20 protein-coding genes are annotated in these 18,796 nt (G+C 36.4%); 9 read left to right on the top strand and 11 right to left on the bottom strand.

Translation table 11 applies throughout. The features are described 5' to 3' along the window. Positions 1–212 precede the first annotated feature (212 nt). Genes V6256_RS10750 through V6256_RS10730 form a run of 5 tightly spaced genes read left to right on the top strand, consistent with a single transcriptional unit; the run spans position 213 to position 3,248 of the window. Positions 213–1,259: a DUF3549 family protein gene (locus tag V6256_RS10750; protein ID WP_341598211.1), complete on the top strand. Its 1,047-nt coding sequence runs from the start codon at positions 213–215 to the stop codon at positions 1,257–1,259. A 14-nt stretch (positions 1,260–1,273) separates the two neighbouring features. Continuing rightward, the gene (locus tag V6256_RS10745; RefSeq protein WP_341598210.1) at positions 1,274–1,591 is read left to right on the top strand and encodes a DUF3301 domain-containing protein; all 318 of its coding nucleotides are present in this window, start codon (positions 1,274–1,276) and stop codon (positions 1,589–1,591) included. A gap of 10 nt (positions 1,592–1,601) precedes the next feature. After that, the gene (locus tag V6256_RS10740) at positions 1,602–1,940 is read left to right on the top strand and encodes a hypothetical protein (RefSeq protein WP_341598209.1); all 339 of its coding nucleotides are present in this window, start codon (positions 1,602–1,604) and stop codon (positions 1,938–1,940) included. A 2-nt stretch (positions 1,941–1,942) separates the two neighbouring features. Next, positions 1,943–2,719, top strand: coding sequence for a Zn-ribbon-containing protein (locus tag V6256_RS10735; protein ID WP_341598208.1), 777 nt, complete (start codon positions 1,943–1,945; stop codon positions 2,717–2,719). Positions 2,720–2,747: 28 nt separating this feature from the next. Then, positions 2,748–3,248 (top strand): CreA family protein, encoded by a 501-nt coding sequence (locus V6256_RS10730; RefSeq protein ID WP_341598212.1) that lies wholly within the window; start codon positions 2,748–2,750, stop codon positions 3,246–3,248. A gap of 91 nt (positions 3,249–3,339) precedes the next feature. Here V6256_RS10730 and hemH read toward each other — a convergent pair whose 3' ends face one another. The 8 genes from hemH to V6256_RS10690 form a co-directional block, all read right to left on the bottom strand. Then, on the bottom strand, positions 3,340–4,359 hold the full coding sequence (gene hemH, locus V6256_RS10725) for a ferrochelatase (RefSeq protein WP_341598207.1): 1,020 nt from the start codon (positions 4,357–4,359) through the stop codon (positions 3,340–3,342). A 167-nt stretch (positions 4,360–4,526) separates the two neighbouring features. Further along, the gene (gene ubiG, locus V6256_RS10720; protein ID WP_341598206.1) at positions 4,527–5,300 is read right to left on the bottom strand and encodes a bifunctional 2-polyprenyl-6-hydroxyphenol methylase/3-demethylubiquinol 3-O-methyltransferase UbiG; all 774 of its coding nucleotides are present in this window, start codon (positions 5,298–5,300) and stop codon (positions 4,527–4,529) included. Between the two features lie 46 nt (positions 5,301–5,346). Continuing rightward, positions 5,347–5,607 (bottom strand): DUF3081 family protein, encoded by a 261-nt coding sequence (locus tag V6256_RS10715; RefSeq protein WP_341598205.1) that lies wholly within the window; start codon positions 5,605–5,607, stop codon positions 5,347–5,349. Between the two features lie 257 nt (positions 5,608–5,864). Next, on the bottom strand, positions 5,865–7,199 hold the full coding sequence (locus V6256_RS10710) for a DEAD/DEAH box helicase (protein ID WP_341598204.1): 1,335 nt from the start codon (positions 7,197–7,199) through the stop codon (positions 5,865–5,867). Between the two features lie 154 nt (positions 7,200–7,353). Further along, the gene (locus V6256_RS10705; RefSeq protein WP_341598203.1) at positions 7,354–7,671 is read right to left on the bottom strand and encodes a DUF406 family protein; all 318 of its coding nucleotides are present in this window, start codon (positions 7,669–7,671) and stop codon (positions 7,354–7,356) included. A 104-nt stretch (positions 7,672–7,775) separates the two neighbouring features. Next, the gene (locus tag V6256_RS10700; RefSeq protein ID WP_341598202.1) at positions 7,776–10,262 is read right to left on the bottom strand and encodes a glycogen/starch/alpha-glucan phosphorylase; all 2,487 of its coding nucleotides are present in this window, start codon (positions 10,260–10,262) and stop codon (positions 7,776–7,778) included. A 373-nt stretch (positions 10,263–10,635) separates the two neighbouring features. Continuing rightward, positions 10,636–12,288 (bottom strand): phosphoglucomutase (alpha-D-glucose-1,6-bisphosphate-dependent), encoded by a 1,653-nt coding sequence (gene pgm, locus V6256_RS10695; protein WP_341598201.1) that lies wholly within the window; start codon positions 12,286–12,288, stop codon positions 10,636–10,638. 41 nt (positions 12,289–12,329) lie between these two features. Further along, complete coding sequence (locus V6256_RS10690; RefSeq protein ID WP_341598200.1) at positions 12,330–12,938, bottom strand: replication initiation regulator SeqA; 609 nt, start codon at positions 12,936–12,938, stop codon at positions 12,330–12,332. A 147-nt stretch (positions 12,939–13,085) separates the two neighbouring features. On the opposite strand from V6256_RS10690, the gene V6256_RS10685 reads away from it, so the two are divergent. The 4 genes from V6256_RS10685 (at position 13,086) to fur (ending at position 15,608) form a co-directional block, all read left to right on the top strand. After that, positions 13,086–13,871: an alpha/beta fold hydrolase gene (locus V6256_RS10685; RefSeq protein WP_341598199.1), complete on the top strand. Its 786-nt coding sequence runs from the start codon at positions 13,086–13,088 to the stop codon at positions 13,869–13,871. 457 nt (positions 13,872–14,328) lie between these two features. Then, a complete protein-coding gene (ybfE, locus tag V6256_RS10680) occupies positions 14,329–14,607 on the top strand; it encodes a LexA regulated protein (RefSeq protein ID WP_341598198.1) in 279 nt (92 codons plus the stop codon). Positions 14,608–14,617: 10 nt separating this feature from the next. Further along, positions 14,618–15,145, top strand: a complete 528-nt coding sequence (fldA, locus tag V6256_RS10675) for a flavodoxin FldA (RefSeq protein WP_341598197.1) — start codon at positions 14,618–14,620, stop codon at positions 15,143–15,145. Between the two features lie 28 nt (positions 15,146–15,173). Beyond that, positions 15,174–15,608 carry a ferric iron uptake transcriptional regulator gene (gene fur, locus V6256_RS10670; RefSeq protein ID WP_341598196.1) on the top strand — a complete coding sequence of 145 codons (435 nt, stop codon included), beginning with the start codon at positions 15,174–15,176 and terminating at the stop codon, positions 15,606–15,608. 65 nt (positions 15,609–15,673) lie between these two features. Here the strand turns inward: fur and V6256_RS10665 are convergent, their stop codons facing one another. From V6256_RS10665 to V6256_RS10655, 3 genes are all read right to left on the bottom strand, one after another. Further along, positions 15,674–16,705 carry a TAXI family TRAP transporter solute-binding subunit gene (locus V6256_RS10665; RefSeq protein ID WP_341598195.1) on the bottom strand — a complete coding sequence of 344 codons (1,032 nt, stop codon included), beginning with the start codon at positions 16,703–16,705 and terminating at the stop codon, positions 15,674–15,676. Between the two features lie 4 nt (positions 16,706–16,709). Next, a complete protein-coding gene (gene argA / locus V6256_RS10660) occupies positions 16,710–18,053 on the bottom strand; it encodes an amino-acid N-acetyltransferase (RefSeq protein WP_341598194.1) in 1,344 nt (447 codons plus the stop codon). Between the two features lie 110 nt (positions 18,054–18,163). Next, positions 18,164–18,784 carry a trimeric intracellular cation channel family protein gene (locus V6256_RS10655; RefSeq protein WP_341598193.1) on the bottom strand — a complete coding sequence of 207 codons (621 nt, stop codon included), beginning with the start codon at positions 18,782–18,784 and terminating at the stop codon, positions 18,164–18,166. Positions 18,785–18,796: the final 12 nt, after the last annotated feature.

Below are 18,796 nucleotides of genomic sequence, written 5' to 3'. Positions count from 1 at the left end.
CATCACCATATAGAGGTCTTACTGATACCTGTATATAATCCTCACACCATTAATAGATAAAATTCCCTTAACAACACCACTATTAGCTAGCAATTAAACACATTTCTAGCCTCTATAAGACGATAAAAACTCGAGAGTTTGCATCACCATATAGAGGTCTTACTGATACCTGTATATAATCCTCACACCATTAATAAATAAAGATAGTTTTTATGAGCATGAATACCCTGACTGATTTTTTAGAACAAGCCCAATGCCAATTTCATGTATATGATTTAGGCCGAATTGTGCAAAAAATAGATAACAGCGAATTCCAAGCAGTCGCCAACAATCAGCAAGCCTACCCTTACCCTATTCAGCAACATGCTTTCATCGCTTTAACCTTCTGGCAAGTAGCAGCTCAAAAAGAACATTTTGTGTGGTTTTTAAAAATGCCCTTAGACGAGCAAGGGTTAATGAAAATAACCGCTCAAACTAGCTTTATTCGAATGGTAGTAGAAGCCATGGGAGAAAACTTAACTGCCGACGTCAGTGACAAAACCCAGGAGCGCCTAGCCAGTAATCCTTTTGTGTTTAAGCCAAGCGCAGAAAAGCTAGCAATTTTTAATGCCAATATGAATAGCGTGTTTGTACGCCCTGCTTCATCATTTTATCCCGCTGTGCAAGGTTACCTTTCAGGCTCGTTAGATAGTGATGATTGGCAAACGCTTGGTTTTCAAGGTTTTGCAGATGTCGCTGCTCGCTTAGACCACGGTGATAATCAGAAAAAAATAATAGCGGCTTTACCTGTATTACCTGAGCAACCTTTACAAACGCTTTGCCTGTGTTTAGAAAACCAAAGCAATATTAATCATGAATTAGCAACAAAAATAATAGAGCAAGCGCATCAACGTTTGCAACTTGGACAAACAACTACGGCTATTTTATTGCTTAGAGCCATTGCCAGTGCAAATGATCAAGATTTAACAAAACAATTACTCAATGAACAGTTCTCTACAGCACTATTACATGAAGCAGATTGGTACATCACAATCGCCGGGCGTTGTTGGATACAATTACAAGATGAAACATTATTAAATCGTTACTTTGAAGCGTTAGCGACACACCAACAAGCATTATTTCCACAGCTATTTGCAGACCTGGTTGCAATACCCTCGTTACGTGAAAAAGTATTAAAACAATTACGTTTAACAGCGCGATCTCCAGCCTTATCGCAAGCTATTGGTCTACTGTTTTCTGGGTTGAAACAAACCACTTAAGGACAATCAATATAATGATTTGGGATCTATTATTTATTCTGCTAATGGTGTTAGTCGGTACAACCATCTGGAAGTTACGACAACAATCAGAGCTAGCTAAAAAATTAACAGAAGCACACTGCCATAAACTAGACTTGCAGCTGCTGTCTTTTGCTCGATCTCGTTTTAACTTGAAATTAGGCAGTGAGTTCCTACAAGCAAGTTTTGTGTTTGAATTTAGCAGTGATGGCGATAATAACTACCAAGGCATATTAACTTTACAAGGTTTAGTTAAGCCACGTTTTAATTTACCTGTTTATCGTATGGTTGACGATCAACCATCTTCCTATTAAAGGCCACTTCATGGATCGTATTATTTTAATTGCTCAACAATTAGTAAAAGAAGGTAAAACACCTAATACTAGTTTAATCAAAGCACGTTTACCTAAAAACACGCCACTACCCACCATCATTCAAGGTTTAAAAATGTGGCAAGAGAATCCCAATAAAAAAATAGATACGCCTACCGAACCTGCGCTAACAGGCGCTAGTATCGAACGAACAACGGGCAGTATCGATGAGCTTATTGAAAGCCGTATAACAGAATTAGTCGCACCACTAAAAAAAGAGATAGATGAGTTAAAAAAACAGATTAAAGTACTACAAAGTGAAGTGATAAAAACAAATACGGCGGAAGATTAACAGTGTTTATAAAAGAGTTAAGCTTTGAATGTTACCAAGACACACAATATGCTGCCGTAGAACGTGCCATTAATAACTACCTAGATATGCTGCGTTATAATGGTCAAATACTTGGAAGAGAATTCCCTGTTGCCATGCAAGGCGCTATTTTCACAACACGTTTAGTTTGTCCTGAAGAGCATAGTTTACATGAGCAATTTAATAGCCCACAAGTGACACATGCTCTAGATGGGTTAACTAACGCAGGATTGTTAGCACCTAAGATAAAAACCATTGCAGAAGATTTAAATTCACTCGAATGTGCACCTGATTTTTCGCCAAGCTGGCAAATTTTATACACGACCTTTTTAGACACTTGCTCACCAATACGTTGTGGTGAAACCTTGTTACCTATCCCTTTATATCGCACACCAGAAGAGATAAGTAATGGGGACCGAAAGAGCGCGATTAAATGGCAAGAAGAGTGGGTTAATTTAGACGAGTTACAAATGAATGGCTCTGCCGTTTCCAGTGCGGCCTTAAAAGAGTTAGGAGAAGTGGATAGCAAATTCTTTTATCGAGGTACTAACCTATGTAAACGAATTCAATATATCACTAAGGTCCCTACTTATTATTATTTATACCGTGTTGCTGGAAAATCACTACAAGAAGAACAAAACAGGCCTTGCCCGAGTTGCGGTGGAGACTGGAAATTAAAAGCGCCATTATTTGATATTTTTGATTTTAAATGTGACCAATGCCAGTTAGTATCTAACTTATCTTGGGATTTCAAAAAATAAAGGAATACAAATGTTAAAAAAAATAAAAATGGCTGTGATTATAGTCGTAGTGTTAGTTGTCGGTTTCTTTGTACTACGAGGATGCTCTCAAGATGAAGTGGGTGATGTCAGCTTAGGATTATTTACAACACAAGATATCAAACTTAATATCTTAAAAGATCCGCTAGTACCTGGTGTTACTTGTCACATTGCTTCAATTGAAGCTGATTTGAGCTTCTCAGATCCAAGTGATAGTGCTATTGCTTGTCGTCAAACTGGACCAATAACAACGGCTATGATTGCAAGTATCGATAAAAGTAAATCTGGCGACGTGGTATTTAAAAAGTCTAAAAGTATTTTCTTTAAAAATATGAAAATCCGTCGTATTTTGGATACTGAAAACCAAACGCTGATGTATGTTTCTTACTCTACTAAAGAAACCTCTGGTAGCTTTAAGCATAGCCTTTCTACAGTGCCGCTATGGGGTACTGATGCTTACCAAGAACAAAGCCAAACAGCAGCTGATACAAAATCACAAGAGACGCTATAAAATAATAGCTAATGCCTAATAAAAATGCCCCGTTAAACACTGTTTAACGGGGCATTTTTGTATCTATTCTAAGTGGCAGCATTAACAATAATTATAAATTAGGTTTTAGCACCTCAAATATCGCATCAATATGATCATCACGATCATTTAATGCTGCAATATAACGGTATTTTTCACCGCCAGCTTGTTCAAATATTTCTCTATTTTCTGACTCTAACTCTTCTAGTGTTTCTAAACAATCAGCACTAAAAGCAGGGCTAATAATCGCGATATCTTTCACCCCTTGTTCAGGAAGACTTTCTAATGTTGCATCTGTATAAGGCTTTAACCATTCAGCTTTACCAAAACGACTTTGGAAAGTACTGATCACTAAACTTTCATCTAAGTTAAGCTTCTCTACGACTAAGCGTGTAGTTTGTAAACATAGGCAATAATAAGGGTCACCATTATCTAAAAATAATTTAGGCATACCATGATAAGAGAAGACAATTTTTTGTGGAGTTCCATTTTTTTGTAAGTCTTCTTTAATACTGTTGGCTAAAGAGTCAATATAATGTGTATTTTTATGGTAGCCATTAATAAAATGTAATTCTGGTACCCAGCGCCATGTTTGTAATACTTTAGCGACCGCATCAAATGTTGAGCCGACCGTTGGACTAGAATATTGAGGATATAAAGGTAATACCACAATGCGCGTATAACCTTTCTCACGTAATGCTTTTAACCCTGATTCTATTGATGGATTACCATAACGCATGCTCATCACTACTTCAGTATCTTGATAACCTTTTTGTTTTAATAAAGCATTTAATTTATCACGCTGTAATTCCGTAATATGAGTCAGCGGAGAACCATTTTCAGTCCAAATACTTTCGTATAGCTTAGCTGACTTTTTAGGCCTTACTCTCAATACAATACCATGCAAAATAATCATCCAAATAAGACGCGGGATCTCAACGATACGTCTATCCGATAAAAACTCTCTTAAATAGGTACGTACAGCTTTGGTTGAGGGGTGATCTGGACTACCTAAGTTAGTAAGTAGAATGCCTGTTTTTTGATTGAACCGCCCTTCATGGGGATTATCTGTTATAGCTGAGAAACGTGACACATTTAGCTCCTTTTTTGAGCACTTAAATTGACAGTATGAAGTGATATAACCTAGCTTGTATGCATGGAGATCAAAGTTAAAGTGATTACTTAATTTTTCGTCTGTTAACTAATGTAATCAATAATTAGTTTATCTTGTAAAGTCTAAATAACTAACTGAAATATAGCTTATTCGCGAACTAAGGAATAATCTTTTTTATCTATTGAGTCTATCGGTTTTTTAATACTCATAACATAGTTAACCGAGAGGTTTTTTGCTGAAATAGACCAACGCCAATTCAATAAGTTAAATACAAAACCTTGTTGCTCAATTAACGTTAGATTGGCCTGCTCAACCATCCCTTGTAACTCTACTGGTTTAATAAATTGCTGCCATTGATGAGTCCCAACGGGTAACCAACGCATCACTCTTTCAGCACCGAAGATAGCGACAATATAACTTTTAATATTGCGATTAATGGTCGAACAGATCATTAATCCACCGGGTTTTAATAAGCGTCCACAGGCCTCTAAGAAAAGATTCGGGTTAGCAACATGCTCAATAACTTCCATATTAAGTATTACATCAAACTGTTCACCCTCTTCTAATAAATGTTCAGCTAATGTATGCCTGTAATCTATCGTTAAACCGGTTTGTTGAGCGTGTAACTGAGCAACCTGTATATTATTGGGCGCTGCATCTGCTCCCAACACTTCAGCACCAAGAGTCGCCATAGGTTCACTTAATAATCCACCGCCACAACCGATATCCAATAAGCGCAAGCCTTTAAAAGGCAGCTGTTCTGCAACATCTCTATGATAAGTTGAAGCAATTTTACTTGTAATATACTCAAGACGAGTTGGGTTTAATTGATGTAATGGCTTAAACTTACCTTGCGGATCCCACCACTCATTAGCCATTGCCTGAAACTTTTCAACTTCATTTGGATTCAATGTATTCATGATTAACAACTTATCTGATGATTAAAAGAGTCTTCAAATTAATAGCTTACTTCTCTAATAAATTAGCTATTTTTTTAAAGAAGATCTTTAAGGTTTCATCGCTTTGATAATCTAAATCATAAGCACCGTGGAAAAGTAACGTCACAGTTAAATCTTTAAAAGATAACCAGCACGTATAACCGTCAAGATCTTGAGAAGCAGAAATGTCATTATATGTGTACACACTATCGAATTTATCGCCTTTTCTAGTGATTAATTCAAATACCTGTAACAGATGACGTTTTTTCATTTTATTAATATCCATCATTTCACCTCTAAAGTTTTATTGATTACATTCAAAAAACTACCTTTTCTTTGTTCAGAAAAAGTCTCGGTTTCAAATAGGAATTAATATAAATTTGCTTTCATATTACAAACATACAACCGAGCAATCACTTATTTAAGCAACTAAATCTCTTGATTAGTATTATCAGTTTTAATACCTTTCTATGGGTAAAAAAGATCAAAAAAAGCCCCGGTGATCGCTCAGCGGGGCAGAATAATAAATTTATAATAAGTTAATGATTAATCTTCTGAATCATCAATAATAACGCGTTTTTTACGGCGCATCGGTGCCGCACCAACATCGATTGATTCATGGAAAACATTTTCTTGTTTTTTATTACTTACTCTGGCTTTTTTAACCGCAGGCTTATGCTTCTCAGCCACTACTTTTTTCGCTTTAAACACCTTCTTCGGTGCTGGTTTTAATCCTTTAAACTTAGGATTAATGCCCTCTACCTTATCAAAGCTAATCTTTTGAGCAACAAAGCTTTCTACTTTTTTAAAGTTATTCCAATCTTTTGGACCGATGATCGAGATTGCATCACCTAACTCACCAGCACGACCTGTTCGACCAATACGGTGTATGTATTCTTCAGTATGCTTTGGAATATCAAAGTTTAAAACATGACTAACATGCACTAAATCTAAGCCACGTGAAGCGATATCAGTGGTCACCAAAATTTTCTGTTTACCACGAGAGAATGAATCCATAATCTTATTACGGTTCGCTTGAGACAAGTCTCCGTGTAATGCAGCCGCTAACATGCCTTTCTCAATTAAAATGGCACTTAAACGCTCTGTATCAGCACGTGTTGCTGTAAAGATAATAGCTTGATTGATCTTCTCTTCTTTTAAAAAGTGAAATAATAACTTCTCTTTTTGATTCAGATTATCAGCCAAGTAAAAACGTTGAGTGATTTCACTGTGCTGTTGATTCTCTTCGCCCACGGCAATACGAATAGGTGATTTTAATAGATGCCCAGCAAATTCATTAACTTCGCCATGACCTAAGGTTGCCGAAAACATTAATGTTTGACGTAAACGGTGATTGGCTGCTTCGTTAATCGCTGTTAACTGCTCTGCAAAACCTAAATCCAACATACGATCTGCTTCATCTAGAATTAATAGCTCTAAACCCGGTAAGTGTAGAAGACCTTTTTTCACATGATCGACAATTCGACCAGGCGTACCAACAATAAAGTGCGGGTCTTTATCAATTGCTTTTACTTGATCATTAAAGTTTTCACCACCTAACACTAGAATAGATTTAACACTTGTATTAGACACTAGTAAACGTAATTGTGCATAAACCTGTTTAGCAAGCTCACGAGTCGGAGTAAGAATTAATACTCGTGGATCGCGACGAGTCAGCGCTCTACTTTTTAAAACGCGTTGCATTGCCGGTAAAAGATAAGCGAGCGTTTTACCAGATCCTGTTTTAGAAGAGGCTAAAAGATCTTTACCAGCGATAGCCACTGGAATCGCATCAGCTTGAATTTGTGTTGTTTCAGTAAAACCTAAATGTGAAACGGAAGTGATCAAACGCTGATCAATGGGTAAATCTTTAATTAGCAATGTATGCTCCAAAAACGTAAAAATAGTCAAAATAATGTTTGTAGGTGTTAAGTATAACGATTAAGCAGAAAAACAAGAAATGAAGTTTTGAATAACAGGGAAAATAATCTTAAATATGGAACAGGAGCTATATAAAATAGCTCCTAAAAAGCCATTAAATCGCACTCAAGCCCATTTCAAAAATGAATTTTTCAGCTGTGCAGTCAAATTGTAATGTCAGTTTCCCTTGTACCGTACCATCTACTTCTTGATACTCGACATTAGTAATAACATCAGGAAAGCGTGTTTTAGCTGCTGTAATATATTTTTCAGTTAAAGCCTTAACACTGGTTTTATCTGCGCCAGTGAAAGGTAACACAAGTACCGTATCACCTTCCGCAATAACACTGCCTAATTCAACAATAGTACCGCATGCGTCGCAAACATCATTTTCAGTTGTTTGTTGGGTTGGAGATGTTTTTTGAGAAAGCATAATGACCTCATATTCTGTTTAACAATAAGGTAGATTGTAGCCTGCTTTAAATAAAAAAGGCGACACATTATGCGTCGCCTTTTACCTTTTAATGATTTAAATCATTAAGCGATTGGAAATTTTTTCAATTTCCAAATTTTGCTTGCATAATCTTCGATTGAACGGTCTGAGTTAAATTTACCCATTGCTCCTGCATTTAAGATTGCCTTTTCAGCCCAAGCAGCTTGATCTCTATATAACGCATCAATCTTCTGATGTGCTTCAAGATAAGAAGCATAATCAGCAAGACATAAATATTCATCGCCCCACTCTAATAAACTACGTTTAATATCAGATAATAGCCCAGGGTGCCCAGGTGTAAAGAAGTCACTATCTAACCAATCTAACACTGATTTTAACTCAGGATTATTATAGTAATAGTCATAAGGTTTATAACCTTTTGTTTTTAAATCTTTAACTTCGTCAACACTGAGACCAAAGATAAACATATGCTGTTCACCAATCTCTTCAGCCATCTCAATATTTGCACCGTCCATAGTACCTACAGTCAATGCGCCATTAAGCGAAAATTTCATGTTACCTGTCCCTGAAGCCTCTAAACCAGCCGTTGAAATTTGTTCAGAAATATCAGCCGCAGGGAACATTTTTTCAGCTAAAGAAACACGATAGTTAGGTAAAAAGACAACCTTCAACTTATCTTTAATGCGAGTATCGTTATTTACTTTGTCAGCTATTTTATTCAGTGCGAATATAATTTCTTTGGCCATGTGGTAACCAGGTGCTGCTTTCGCGCCGAATAAAAAGACACGCGGCACCATATCGTAATCAGGATTTTCAAGTAAACGTTTATAAAGTGTTAAAATATGAATCAAATTAAGTTGTTGGCGTTTATATTCATGTAAACGTTTAATTTGTACATCAAAAATAGCGTCCACAGACACTTCAACACCCGTTGTTTCTTTGATTATTTTTGCCATCTCCACTTTATTTTGCTTTTTAATATCCATAAAGCGTTGTTGGAATTTGCTATCTGTTGCTTTTGGTAAAATACCTTTTAGTTTATCTAAATTAAGCACCCAATCATCGCCAATGGTTTCATCCAATAACGTTGCTAACCCTGGGTTACAAGTTTTTAACCAACGACGTGGTGTAACACCATTTGTCACGTTGACCAGTTTAGTTGGGAATAACTCATGAAACTCAGGGAACAAATCTGTTTTGACTAATTCAGAGTGGACAGCAGCAACGCCATTTACTTTATAAGCGGTAATAACACATAAGTTTGCCATTCGTACCATGCGGTTATCAGACTCTTCAATAATCGATAACTTGGCTTTCTTTTGATCATCTCCCGGCCATTTTTTCTCAACGACATTCTTCAAGAATTGAGCATTAATTTCATAGATAATCTCTAAGTGACGCGGTAATACTTTTTCGAACAATCCAACAGACCATTTCTCTAGTGCTTCAGGTAACAAGGTATGGTTTGTGTAAGCAAAAGTTTTTTGACAGATATCCCAAGCGAAATCCCAATCTAGTCCTTCCAGATCAATTAAAATACGCATTAATTCAGGGATAGCCATAGTAGGATGAGTATCATTTAATTGAATCGCTACTTTTTTAGGTAATTCATTCCAATCACTATTTGCACGTTTAAAACGGCGTAAAATATCTTTAACAGAACAAGCACAAAAAAAGTATTGTTGAATTAGACGTAACTCTTTACCAGCATCCGTCGAATCATTTGGATAAAGTACTTTTGATACGGTTTCAGCTCTTGATTTCTCAGCTTGCGAGTCAACATAACCACCAGCATTAAATACATCCCAATCAAATGCTTCAGAAGCACGACTTTCCCATAACCTTAAAATGTTAACAGTTTTTGCACCATAGCCAACAATCGGAATATCCCATGGAACCCCTTTTAGTTTCTGGCCTGCATGCCATATTTTTTTAGCGCCCTCAGTAGGGTCATATAATGTTTCAACATAGCCATATAATGGGATCAATTGAATCGATTCAGGACGACAAATCTCCCATGGATTACCGTATTCTCTCCATGTATCAGGTCGCTCTATTTGACGACCATCTTGAAACTCTTGTTTAAATAAGCCATGTTCATAATGAATACCATAGCCAATCGCTGGATAACCTAATGTCGCTAATGAATCAATAAAGCAAGCGGCTAAGCGCCCTAACCCACCATTACCTAAAGCCATATCAGGCTCTTCATCGCATAACTCATACAGGTCCTTTCCAAGACCTTTTAATGCTTCTTCTGTTACCTTAAAAACTTGCAAGTTTTGTAAGTTATTAGATAACAAACGCCCCATTAAAAATTCAAGTGATAAGTAGTTAACAGCACGCGTATCTTTCCCTGCATGATTATGGTGGGTTTTTGTTAATTTTTCGAAAACTAATTCGTTAACAGCTAAACAAGTCGCATTCCACCATGCTTTGTTATTTGCCTTATTTTTATCGGTAGCTAGCCCCTTATGTAAGCGATCGATAATTCCCTGTTGCATTTCAGCGCAAGTAACTGAAGGCACTGCTACTGATTCCGTTTTTTTATTCATTTTTTTAGTCGCCATAATAAGACCTATATAAGTATAGATTGGGTTAAATACCAAACAAATTAGGGTATTTTTTATTCATTGATAATAAAAAATACGCTACAAAATATTCATCATAAAAAAAGAAAGCCATCAAAAAAATACCAAAAAACATCTCTACTAGCAAACTTTTAAAAAGTATTTTATATGATAATAATCAACTAAAATGGTGAAACTTCCTTATATAACAGGCACAAACCACATGTAACACTAAATAGATATAAAAAAGCTTTTTAAAAACAAAGCTCAATTGAAGTTTTTAAGTAGTAGGAAGAAAAGTTGAATTGCACGTAAGAAGAGTGAATAAAAATTAAGCAAGGCAAAAACCTTGCTTAATTTATCGTACTTATTGTTATAAACCCGCTTTAGAAAATGCTTCAGCTACAATTTCTTGTGCTTCTTTTTGAATAAGAGCAATGTGCTCATCACCTTTAAAAGATTCTGAATATATTTTATAAATATTTTCAGTACCTGATGGGCGAGCAGCAAACCAGCCATTTTCAGTGGTCACTTTCAAGCCACCAATAGCAGCACCATTACCTGGTGCATGAGTTAATTTAGCGGTAATCGCTTCACCTGCTAATGTTTCAGCTTCCACCATTTCAGGGCTTAAGTTAGCGAGTACTTTCTTCTGCTCAGGGGAAGCAGGCGCATCAAAACGTTGATAAACCGGCGCACCAAACTTAGCCACGAACTCAGCATAATGTTCACCAGGATCTTTGTTAGTAACAGCAATAATTTCAGCAGCTAATAAAGCAAGGATAATCCCATCTTTGTCAGTACTCCATACGCTACCATCTTTACGAAGGAAAGAAGCGCCAGCACTTTCTTCACCACCAAAACCGAAACTACCATCAAATAAACCATCAACAAACCATTTAAAGCCAACAGGTACTTCTGACATATCACGGCCAAGTTCATTAACAACACGATCAATCATTGAGCTTGAAACAAGTGTTTTACCCACAATTGCTTTATCTGGCCATTCACTACGGTGTGTAAATAGGTAATTAATAGCAACTGCAAGGTAATGGTTAGGATTTAATAACCCCGATGATTTAGTCACAATGCCATGACGGTCATAGTCAGGGTCATTTGCTACAGCCACATCAAATTTATCTTTTAATTTAATTAATCCAGCCATTGCATAAGGTGAAGAGCAATCCATACGGATTTTGCCATCTTTATCTAACGTCATGAATGAGAAGGTAGGGTCAACACGATCATTCACCACTTCAATATTAATACCATAGGTCTCGGCAATAACAGGCCAGTAAGCGACGCCTGAACCACCCAGAGTATCAACACCAATAGTAATACCTGATTTTGCAATGGCTTCTACATCTAAAACATTTTTCAGGTCATCAACGTAAGGTTGAATATAATCGTATTCTTCTACTAAATCTGATTGCATTGCCTCATCAAAGTCAGCTTGTAAAATATCATCATAATTATCATTTAATATTTCATTAGCACGGTCTTGAATGATTTTAGTGACATCGCTATCGGCAGGGCCACCATTTGGCGGGTTGTACTTAAAGCCACCATCTTCAGGCGGGTTGTGAGAAGGCGTAATAACAATGCCGTCCGCTAATGCATCAGGATGTGCTTTGTTATATTGCAAAATAGCATGAGAAATAACAGGTGTTGGTGTATAGCCACCACCTTTTTGAACAATAACTTTAATACCATTCTCAACCAGAACTTGCACTGCTGAAATAAAAGCAGGTTCGGATAAGGCATGCGTATCTTTACCGATGAAAACAGGGCCTGTATAGCCTTTTTCCTTACGGTACTCTGCCAAAGCCTGTGTAATCGCTAAAATATGTAATTCAGTAAAAGCATAGTTTAGTGAGCTACCACGATGCCCTGAAGTACCAAAAGCGACTTGTTGATTAGCAACCTCTACATCGGGAAGGTTAACATAGTAAGCAGAAACTAATTTCGGGATATCAACTAAATCACTTGCTTGTGCCAGTTGACCAGCACGTGGATGAATTGCCATAAGTACCTCTGATTATATTAATAAATTCTAAAAAATATGGGTTAAATTTCTTCTTTTATTCGTGCAATCAAATGATGAGGATATGCCATAGAAGCCATCATCTGAGTTAAAATAATTCGTTTACGTCCTGTATTTGCATTAGTAATAACCCAAAAAGGCGTTTGTGGAATATTTCTAGGTTTACTTGCCTTAAATTGCGCTAACTCCTCTTCGTTATCAGAATTAAGTAATTCCTCTAAATTTGTTCCCAAATAAGCACGCGTTCGACCTTTCGTGATTTCCGCTGCTTCAATAAAAGCTTCTTTTTTCTCAAAATACATTGTCGTTAACATCATCATAAATTTATTAGTGATGATCGGCTCAGCGCTAAACTCGGGATCGGCAAATAACTCACTTATACTTTTATGTACATTATCTGGACTATCAATCGTATTAGATGTTTCTACTTTTTTATTCTCAGCAGTATTGTCTGACTTGTTAGCCTCATCTCTTATTACTTCTACTTTATCACTTTGTGGTGCTTCGTTATTATTTTGAGTGCTCGGTAAAGATAATAAACGACGAAGTATCTGTGAAGGCGTTTCACCAAACGCTTCAATATTATTTAAAATATACTTATATAGATCATCTTCTATTTCGATCGTTTTCATTTTTGCCCCGTTAATATACTTTGTACTTTTGCAGCCCGTATTTAAAAAACAACATAATCAATTTAATGACTATGTAAATACGCTTAGCTTTAATGCATAATTGTAATTCTTTGATACTCTATTTATTTTTACTTAAAACGAGCGTTTATGCTACTAAATTACCAAATTAAACAATCAGAAAAACATGAAGAGAACGGTAAAAATGAAACTATTTTTATGATTCACGGATTATTTGGCAGTTTATCTAACCTTTCGAGTTTAGGAAAAGAATTGCAAAAAACCTTTGATGTGATCCTTGTTGACGTAAGAAATCACGGTCAGAGTCCAAGAAATGTTTCAATGACTTACCATGAGATGGCAGAGGATATTATTAATCTTGCTGATACATTAAATATTGATACCTTTTCCGTATTAGGTCACTCAATGGGCGGAAAAATAGCAATGACATGTGCCTTGATGCACCCAGAACGAGTCAATCGATTAGTCGTTGCTGATATCGCCCCTGCTTCACATAGTGATAAACACAGTAATGTATTTCAAGGATTACAAGCCGTTAGAGCGTCAGAGGTAGGCAGCCGAACTGCAGCAGATAGCGTGTTAGCTGAATATGTGCAAGAACCTGAAATTAGACAGTTCTTGTTAAAATCATATCAACGTGGTGAAGCAGGTTTTCAATTTATTTATGATGTAGATAATCTGCAAAACAATTATGACACGATTCGCTCATGGCCAAATCAGACAAGCACCTATACAAAACCAACGCTATTTATAAAAGGTGGCCTTTCAGATTATATTGAGGCATCAAGCCACTCGTCAATAGAAGCGTTATTCCCAGCTGCGAAACTTAAAGTGATTAATGGCACTGGACATTGGTTACATGCAGAAAAAGCAAAAACTTTTAATCGCTTAGTGAACAGCTTTTTTGCTCAATAAAGGCTTACTTTGTCGTCATGTTTATTCATTTTAGATGGAAAACATAGGTGATAACGGCTATTATTCCTCCCTTAAAATCAAGTGTGCCTAAGCTTTAGTCACATTTAGATAGTATTATTAGAATACAATGTATTAAGGTTTGATAGAAAGATGAAATGACTTGGGCTAACACGGATCATCGTGCCCCAAAAAAGTTAATCTCAGTTTCATCTTTTATTTTACCCAGACTATGAACTAATAATCGGTTATTTCTATAAGAAATGAACTTTATTGCTTTACTTATTTCTTATAAGAAATAGTGTACTAAAACTTAGTCGTAATGTTATTTGAGCAACATTATTTTTAGAGTGCATTGGTTTTATTTAAAAATAGATCTTGAAATTATATGATTGAATACAAGACTTAGGAAAACACGCCTTTGTTAGTATGAAAATCAGCATTGTTGTTAGGTATTAAAATGGCAAAGGAATCAACAGATCGTATTACAAGCGATTTATTTGCAAATGAGGTTCGTCGCGGCAGACCCAAAAGCAACCCTCATTCGCGTCAAGTGCAGCTTAAAATAAATAAGCAAAAGCAGACGCAACGAGATAAAAGAAACGGTTTAAAACGAATCGAATTAAAAGTAGATAGCGAGTTATTTGAAAAACTGAACATGCTATCTGAAACACAATCTATAAGCCGTGCCGAGTTAATAAACCAACTCCTTCACGCACAGTTAAATCAAATAAATTAAGGTATAGAGTATGTCTAGCGTAGGTATTTTCTTTGGTAGCGATACAGGTAACACTGAAGCTGTTGCAAAAATGATACAAAAAGAATTAGGTAACAATTTAGTAGAAGTAAAAGATATTGCTAAAAGCAGCAAAGAAGAGATCGCTGAATTTAGTTTGATTTTATTCGGTATCCCAACTTGGTACTATGGTGAAGCTCAATGTGACTGGGATGATTTTTTCCCTGATCTTGAAGATATTGACTTCACAGACAAACTTGTTGCTATTTTTGGTTGTGGAGACCAAGAAGATTATGCAGAATACTTTTTAGATGCAATGGGCCAATTAGGTGATATCGTTGAAAGTAAAGGTGGTATCATCGTAGGTAACTGGCCAACAGAAGGCTATGATTTTGAAGCTTCAAAAGCATTAGTTGATGACAATACATTTATTGGCCTAGGTATTGATGAAGACCGCCAACCAGAATTGACCGCATCTCGCGTAAAAGAATGGTCACAACAAATTTATAATGAAATGTGCTTAGCAGAGCTAGCTGACTAAATTCACCATAGAGCATTTAGGACATAATATGAGTAATGAAAACTTAGCCCTTAAACAAGCAGGTTTAAAAGTAACATCACCACGTTTAAAAATTCTGAGCTTATTACAATTGCCAGAAAATCAACATTTAAGCGCCGAAGACCTATATAAAAAATTACTAGAACAAGGTGATGAAGTAGGTGTTGCAACTGTATACCGCGTATTAAACCAGTTCGATGATGCAGGGATTGTTACTCGTCACCATTTTGAAGGTGGCAAGTCAGTATTTGAATTAACTCATAAAGAACATCATGATCATCTAGTATGTTTAAAATGTGGTGAAGTAATTGAATTTAATGATCCAATTATTGAAGAACGCCAAACGTTAATAGCAGAAAAATACGGCATAAAATTGACTAACCACAGTTTATATTTGTATGGTGAACCAGTCGATGGTGGGTGTTGTAAACACAATAATAAATAAGCTTAATAAGTAATTTAAAGCATATAAAAAAAGCCTGCTAATAAAGCAGGCTTTTTTTGTATCTTTTATTCTAGCAACCCTATCTCTTTATAATATTTAAGCGCACCTGGGTGCAAAGGAGCTGTTAAGTATTTTGTTACCATTGATTTTTTCGTTAACCCTTTAAACGAAGGATGTAGCTTAGAAAATTTCTCATGATTTTCAAATACAGCCTTGACCATTTGATAAGCGACATCATCAGGTAAATCACTGGTTGTTACTACTGTAGCACCTACACCGAAGGTACTGGTATCTTCAGGATTATCCTTATAAATATTCCCAGGAATCGTTGCAGGCTCATAATAAGGGTAGGTATTAATAAGCTTATTTATTTTTTCACCTTCAACGTTAACCAACTTTGTATTACAAGCGCTGGTCGCTTCTTTAATAGAGCTGTTTGGATGCCCTACAACATAAACAATCACATCAATTTTTTTATCGCATAACGCTTGTGCTTGCTCATTGGGTCTTAATTCTGTTACTTCTGAAAAGTCAGAGGTATCCCATCCATATAGGTCTAATAAAACATCCATGGTGGCACGCTGCCCCGAATTCTCAACACCAAAATTAACCCGCTTCCCTCTAATGTCTTCGAAGAATGAAATATCGGCATCTTCTGTTGCTAAGACAGTAAAAGGTTCTGAATGAACTGAAAATAAAGATCTTAGTTTCTTAAATGGTCCTTGCTCTTTAAAAATAGTACTGCCGTAATATGCATGGTTTTGCCAATCCGATTGCACAACAGCAACATCAATATCTTTGCTTTTAAGCGCATTCAAATTATAAATTGAACCAGGCGTACTTTTAATCTCGCAACGAATGTTATCTGTTTTATTGACTTGATTAACTAAATAACAAATAGCGCCCCCCGTTGGATAATAAACACCGGTTAAACCACCAGTGCCAATTGCAACGTATTCAACCTTAGCGCTAACATTAGCTTGGTATAAGCTAAGCAGACACAGTATTGACAGTGGCTTGACAGGAAGTACTACTCTATCCAACAAAGCACGAGAGAAGTGTTTAAGATGAGTGCTAAAACTTAATTTAATTAACATACTGTTAATGAGGCCATACGATATTTTTAATTAAAACCTTAGAGTTTCGCTTTAAATTATACATCTCTTTTTTGGCTTTCGGTAACTGGCTAATCTCAGCTAATGAGAAGTCTCGCTCTCTAAACCAATGAATACTTTGTGTGGTTAATACAAAGATAGACTCCAAACCAAGAGAGCGAGCTTTACGCTCAACATGCTCAACGAGCTTATCTGCACGAGCTGCTCTTCTATATTTAGGGTGACTTACTAAACAAGCTAATTCCCCCATTTTTTCATTAATGAATGGGTATAAAGCTGCACAACCTATTACCATACCGTCACGCTCTACAATAAAAAATGACTCAATTTCATTTTCTAATAATTCTCGAGAACGTTTAACTAGAATCCCTTGTTTTTCTAAAGGTTCAATAAGTTGTAATAAGCCACCAATATCATCAATGGTAGCAGGACGAATCTGCTCATAACTTTCTTTAACTATTTGAGAGCCTGTACCATCTCGTGTGAATAGCTCTTTTAATAAAGCCCCATCCTGAAAATAGCTAATTAAATGACAACGTGTCACATCAGCTTTACAAGCTGCAACAGCCGCTCTTAAAAAGCGTAATGTCCCCGAAGCTTGACCTGACTCTTTCTCTATCGCATCAATATGTACTTGTGCTTGCTCAGGGAGTAGCTCGGTAATAACTTTACCATTTTCATCCAAAACACCTTGGTTAGAACAAAAACCAATGAGCTTATCTGCTTTAATATCAATAGCCACTTGTCGTGCAACATCTTCAGCTAATAAATTAAAGACCTCGCCTGTTACTGAATAACCTAATGGTGAAATAATAGGGATTGCACCAGAAGATAATTGAGATTGAATCCCCTCTACATCAATACGTCTAACCTTACCTGCATGTAAGAAATCAATGCCGTCTTTAACACCAATAGGTTGCGCTGTCACAACATTACTAATAACCGTGCGAATTGATGCGCCTTGCATTGGCGAGTTCACTAACCCCATAGACAAACCAGCCTGAAGTTGAATTTGTACAACACCTACTGCTTGTTTAATTAGGGATAATGTTCGGTCATCGGTAATTCGTAAGTCTTTATGGAATTCGCTACTGTGACCATGAACATCGAGTTGCTTTTGTATTTGAGGTCGTACGCCGTGGACTAAAACCAGCTTCACCCCCAAACTATTTAATAAAGCAATATCATTAATGATGTGTTGAAAGTTATCTGTTTCTAATGCTTCACCACCGATCATTAAGACAAATGTTTTATGACGGTGGGCATTAATATATGGAGCAGAATTACGAAACCAATTAATTAATTGTGTAGAGCTATTTGCGACTTCCATTTATTTCCCTATTAATCATGCATATTCACAATATATTTATATCGCGAAGTTTATCAAGTTGAGGTTTATGATGGCAAAACAATTGTTCAAAGAATAACAAATAACTGTGTTTATTTATCACTCTCAAAAACCGGTAATGAAAGATGAAAGTATATTGCGCATAACCTCAACGATAAGGTACCTAACATGGCGATAGACATCGATAATATACTGCCTAACTGTATGTAATCGCATACAACGTATAATGTAGCACCTAAAATTGAAGCTGTTGCATAGACCTCTTTCTGAAGAACAAACGGTATTTGCCCGCTTAAGATATCTCGAATCATACCACCGACAACACCGGTAATGCAGCCCATAACAATAGCCACGGTACCACTAAAACCAAACATCAATGCTTTTTGTGCGCCAATAATAGTAAAAATAGACAAACCAAATGCGTCAAATATCGGCAATAAGTAAGCAGGAAAGCGGTGAATTCTATTAATTAAGAAAACACTTAAAATCGCCGTAACAATGATAACGTATATATAGGTATTATCTGTTATCCAGAAAACCGGTGTGCTGCCCATCATCATATCACGTAAGGTTCCACCACCAATCCCCGTCACTCCGGCTAATACAAGTATACCAAAGGGATCCATACGCAAACGCGTGGCCACTAAAACGCCTGAAATGGCACAAGTGATCACACCAACAAGATCTGAAATATAAATAAAACTATCTAACATAGATTAGTGGCC

This window comes from Psychromonas aquatilis (assembly GCF_038155185.1).
GTDB lineage: Bacteria > Pseudomonadota > Gammaproteobacteria > Enterobacterales > Psychromonadaceae > Psychromonas > Psychromonas aquatilis.
The sequence above is the reverse complement of the archived record's forward strand: the minus strand, read 5'-3'. Positions and strand labels throughout refer to the sequence as shown.

What these genes read in the sequence shown, in the direction of transcription:
- V6256_RS10750 (WP_341598211.1), top strand. Translation starts at nt 213, where the DNA reads ATGAGCATGAATACCCTGACTGATTTTTTAGAACAAGCCCAATGCCAA.
- V6256_RS10745 (WP_341598210.1), top strand. Translation starts at nt 1,274, where the DNA reads ATGATTTGGGATCTATTATTTATTCTGCTAATGGTGTTAGTCGGTACA.
- V6256_RS10740 (WP_341598209.1), top strand. Translation starts at nt 1,602, where the DNA reads ATGGATCGTATTATTTTAATTGCTCAACAATTAGTAAAAGAAGGTAAA.
- V6256_RS10730 (WP_341598212.1), top strand. Translation starts at nt 2,748, where the DNA reads ATGGCTGTGATTATAGTCGTAGTGTTAGTTGTCGGTTTCTTTGTACTA.
- ubiG (WP_341598206.1), bottom strand. Translation starts at nt 5,300, where the DNA reads ATGAATACATTGAATCCAAATGAAGTTGAAAAGTTTCAGGCAATGGCT.
- V6256_RS10715 (WP_341598205.1), bottom strand. Translation starts at nt 5,607, where the DNA reads ATGATGGATATTAATAAAATGAAAAAACGTCATCTGTTACAGGTATTT.
- V6256_RS10705 (WP_341598203.1), bottom strand. Translation starts at nt 7,671, where the DNA reads ATGCTTTCTCAAAAAACATCTCCAACCCAACAAACAACTGAAAATGAT.
- V6256_RS10700 (WP_341598202.1), bottom strand. Translation starts at nt 10,262, where the DNA reads ATGGCGACTAAAAAAATGAATAAAAAAACGGAATCAGTAGCAGTGCCT.
- pgm (WP_341598201.1), bottom strand. Translation starts at nt 12,288, where the DNA reads ATGGCAATTCATCCACGTGCTGGTCAACTGGCACAAGCAAGTGATTTA.
- V6256_RS10690 (WP_341598200.1), bottom strand. Translation starts at nt 12,938, where the DNA reads ATGAAAACGATCGAAATAGAAGATGATCTATATAAGTATATTTTAAAT.
- V6256_RS10685 (WP_341598199.1), top strand. Translation starts at nt 13,086, where the DNA reads ATGCTACTAAATTACCAAATTAAACAATCAGAAAAACATGAAGAGAAC.
- ybfE (WP_341598198.1), top strand. Translation starts at nt 14,329, where the DNA reads ATGGCAAAGGAATCAACAGATCGTATTACAAGCGATTTATTTGCAAAT.
- fldA (WP_341598197.1), top strand. Translation starts at nt 14,618, where the DNA reads ATGTCTAGCGTAGGTATTTTCTTTGGTAGCGATACAGGTAACACTGAA.
- fur (WP_341598196.1), top strand. Translation starts at nt 15,174, where the DNA reads ATGAGTAATGAAAACTTAGCCCTTAAACAAGCAGGTTTAAAAGTAACA.
- V6256_RS10665 (WP_341598195.1), bottom strand. Translation starts at nt 16,705, where the DNA reads ATGTTAATTAAATTAAGTTTTAGCACTCATCTTAAACACTTCTCTCGT.
- argA (WP_341598194.1), bottom strand. Translation starts at nt 18,053, where the DNA reads ATGGAAGTCGCAAATAGCTCTACACAATTAATTAATTGGTTTCGTAAT.
- V6256_RS10655 (WP_341598193.1), bottom strand. Translation starts at nt 18,784, where the DNA reads ATGTTAGATAGTTTTATTTATATTTCAGATCTTGTTGGTGTGATCACT.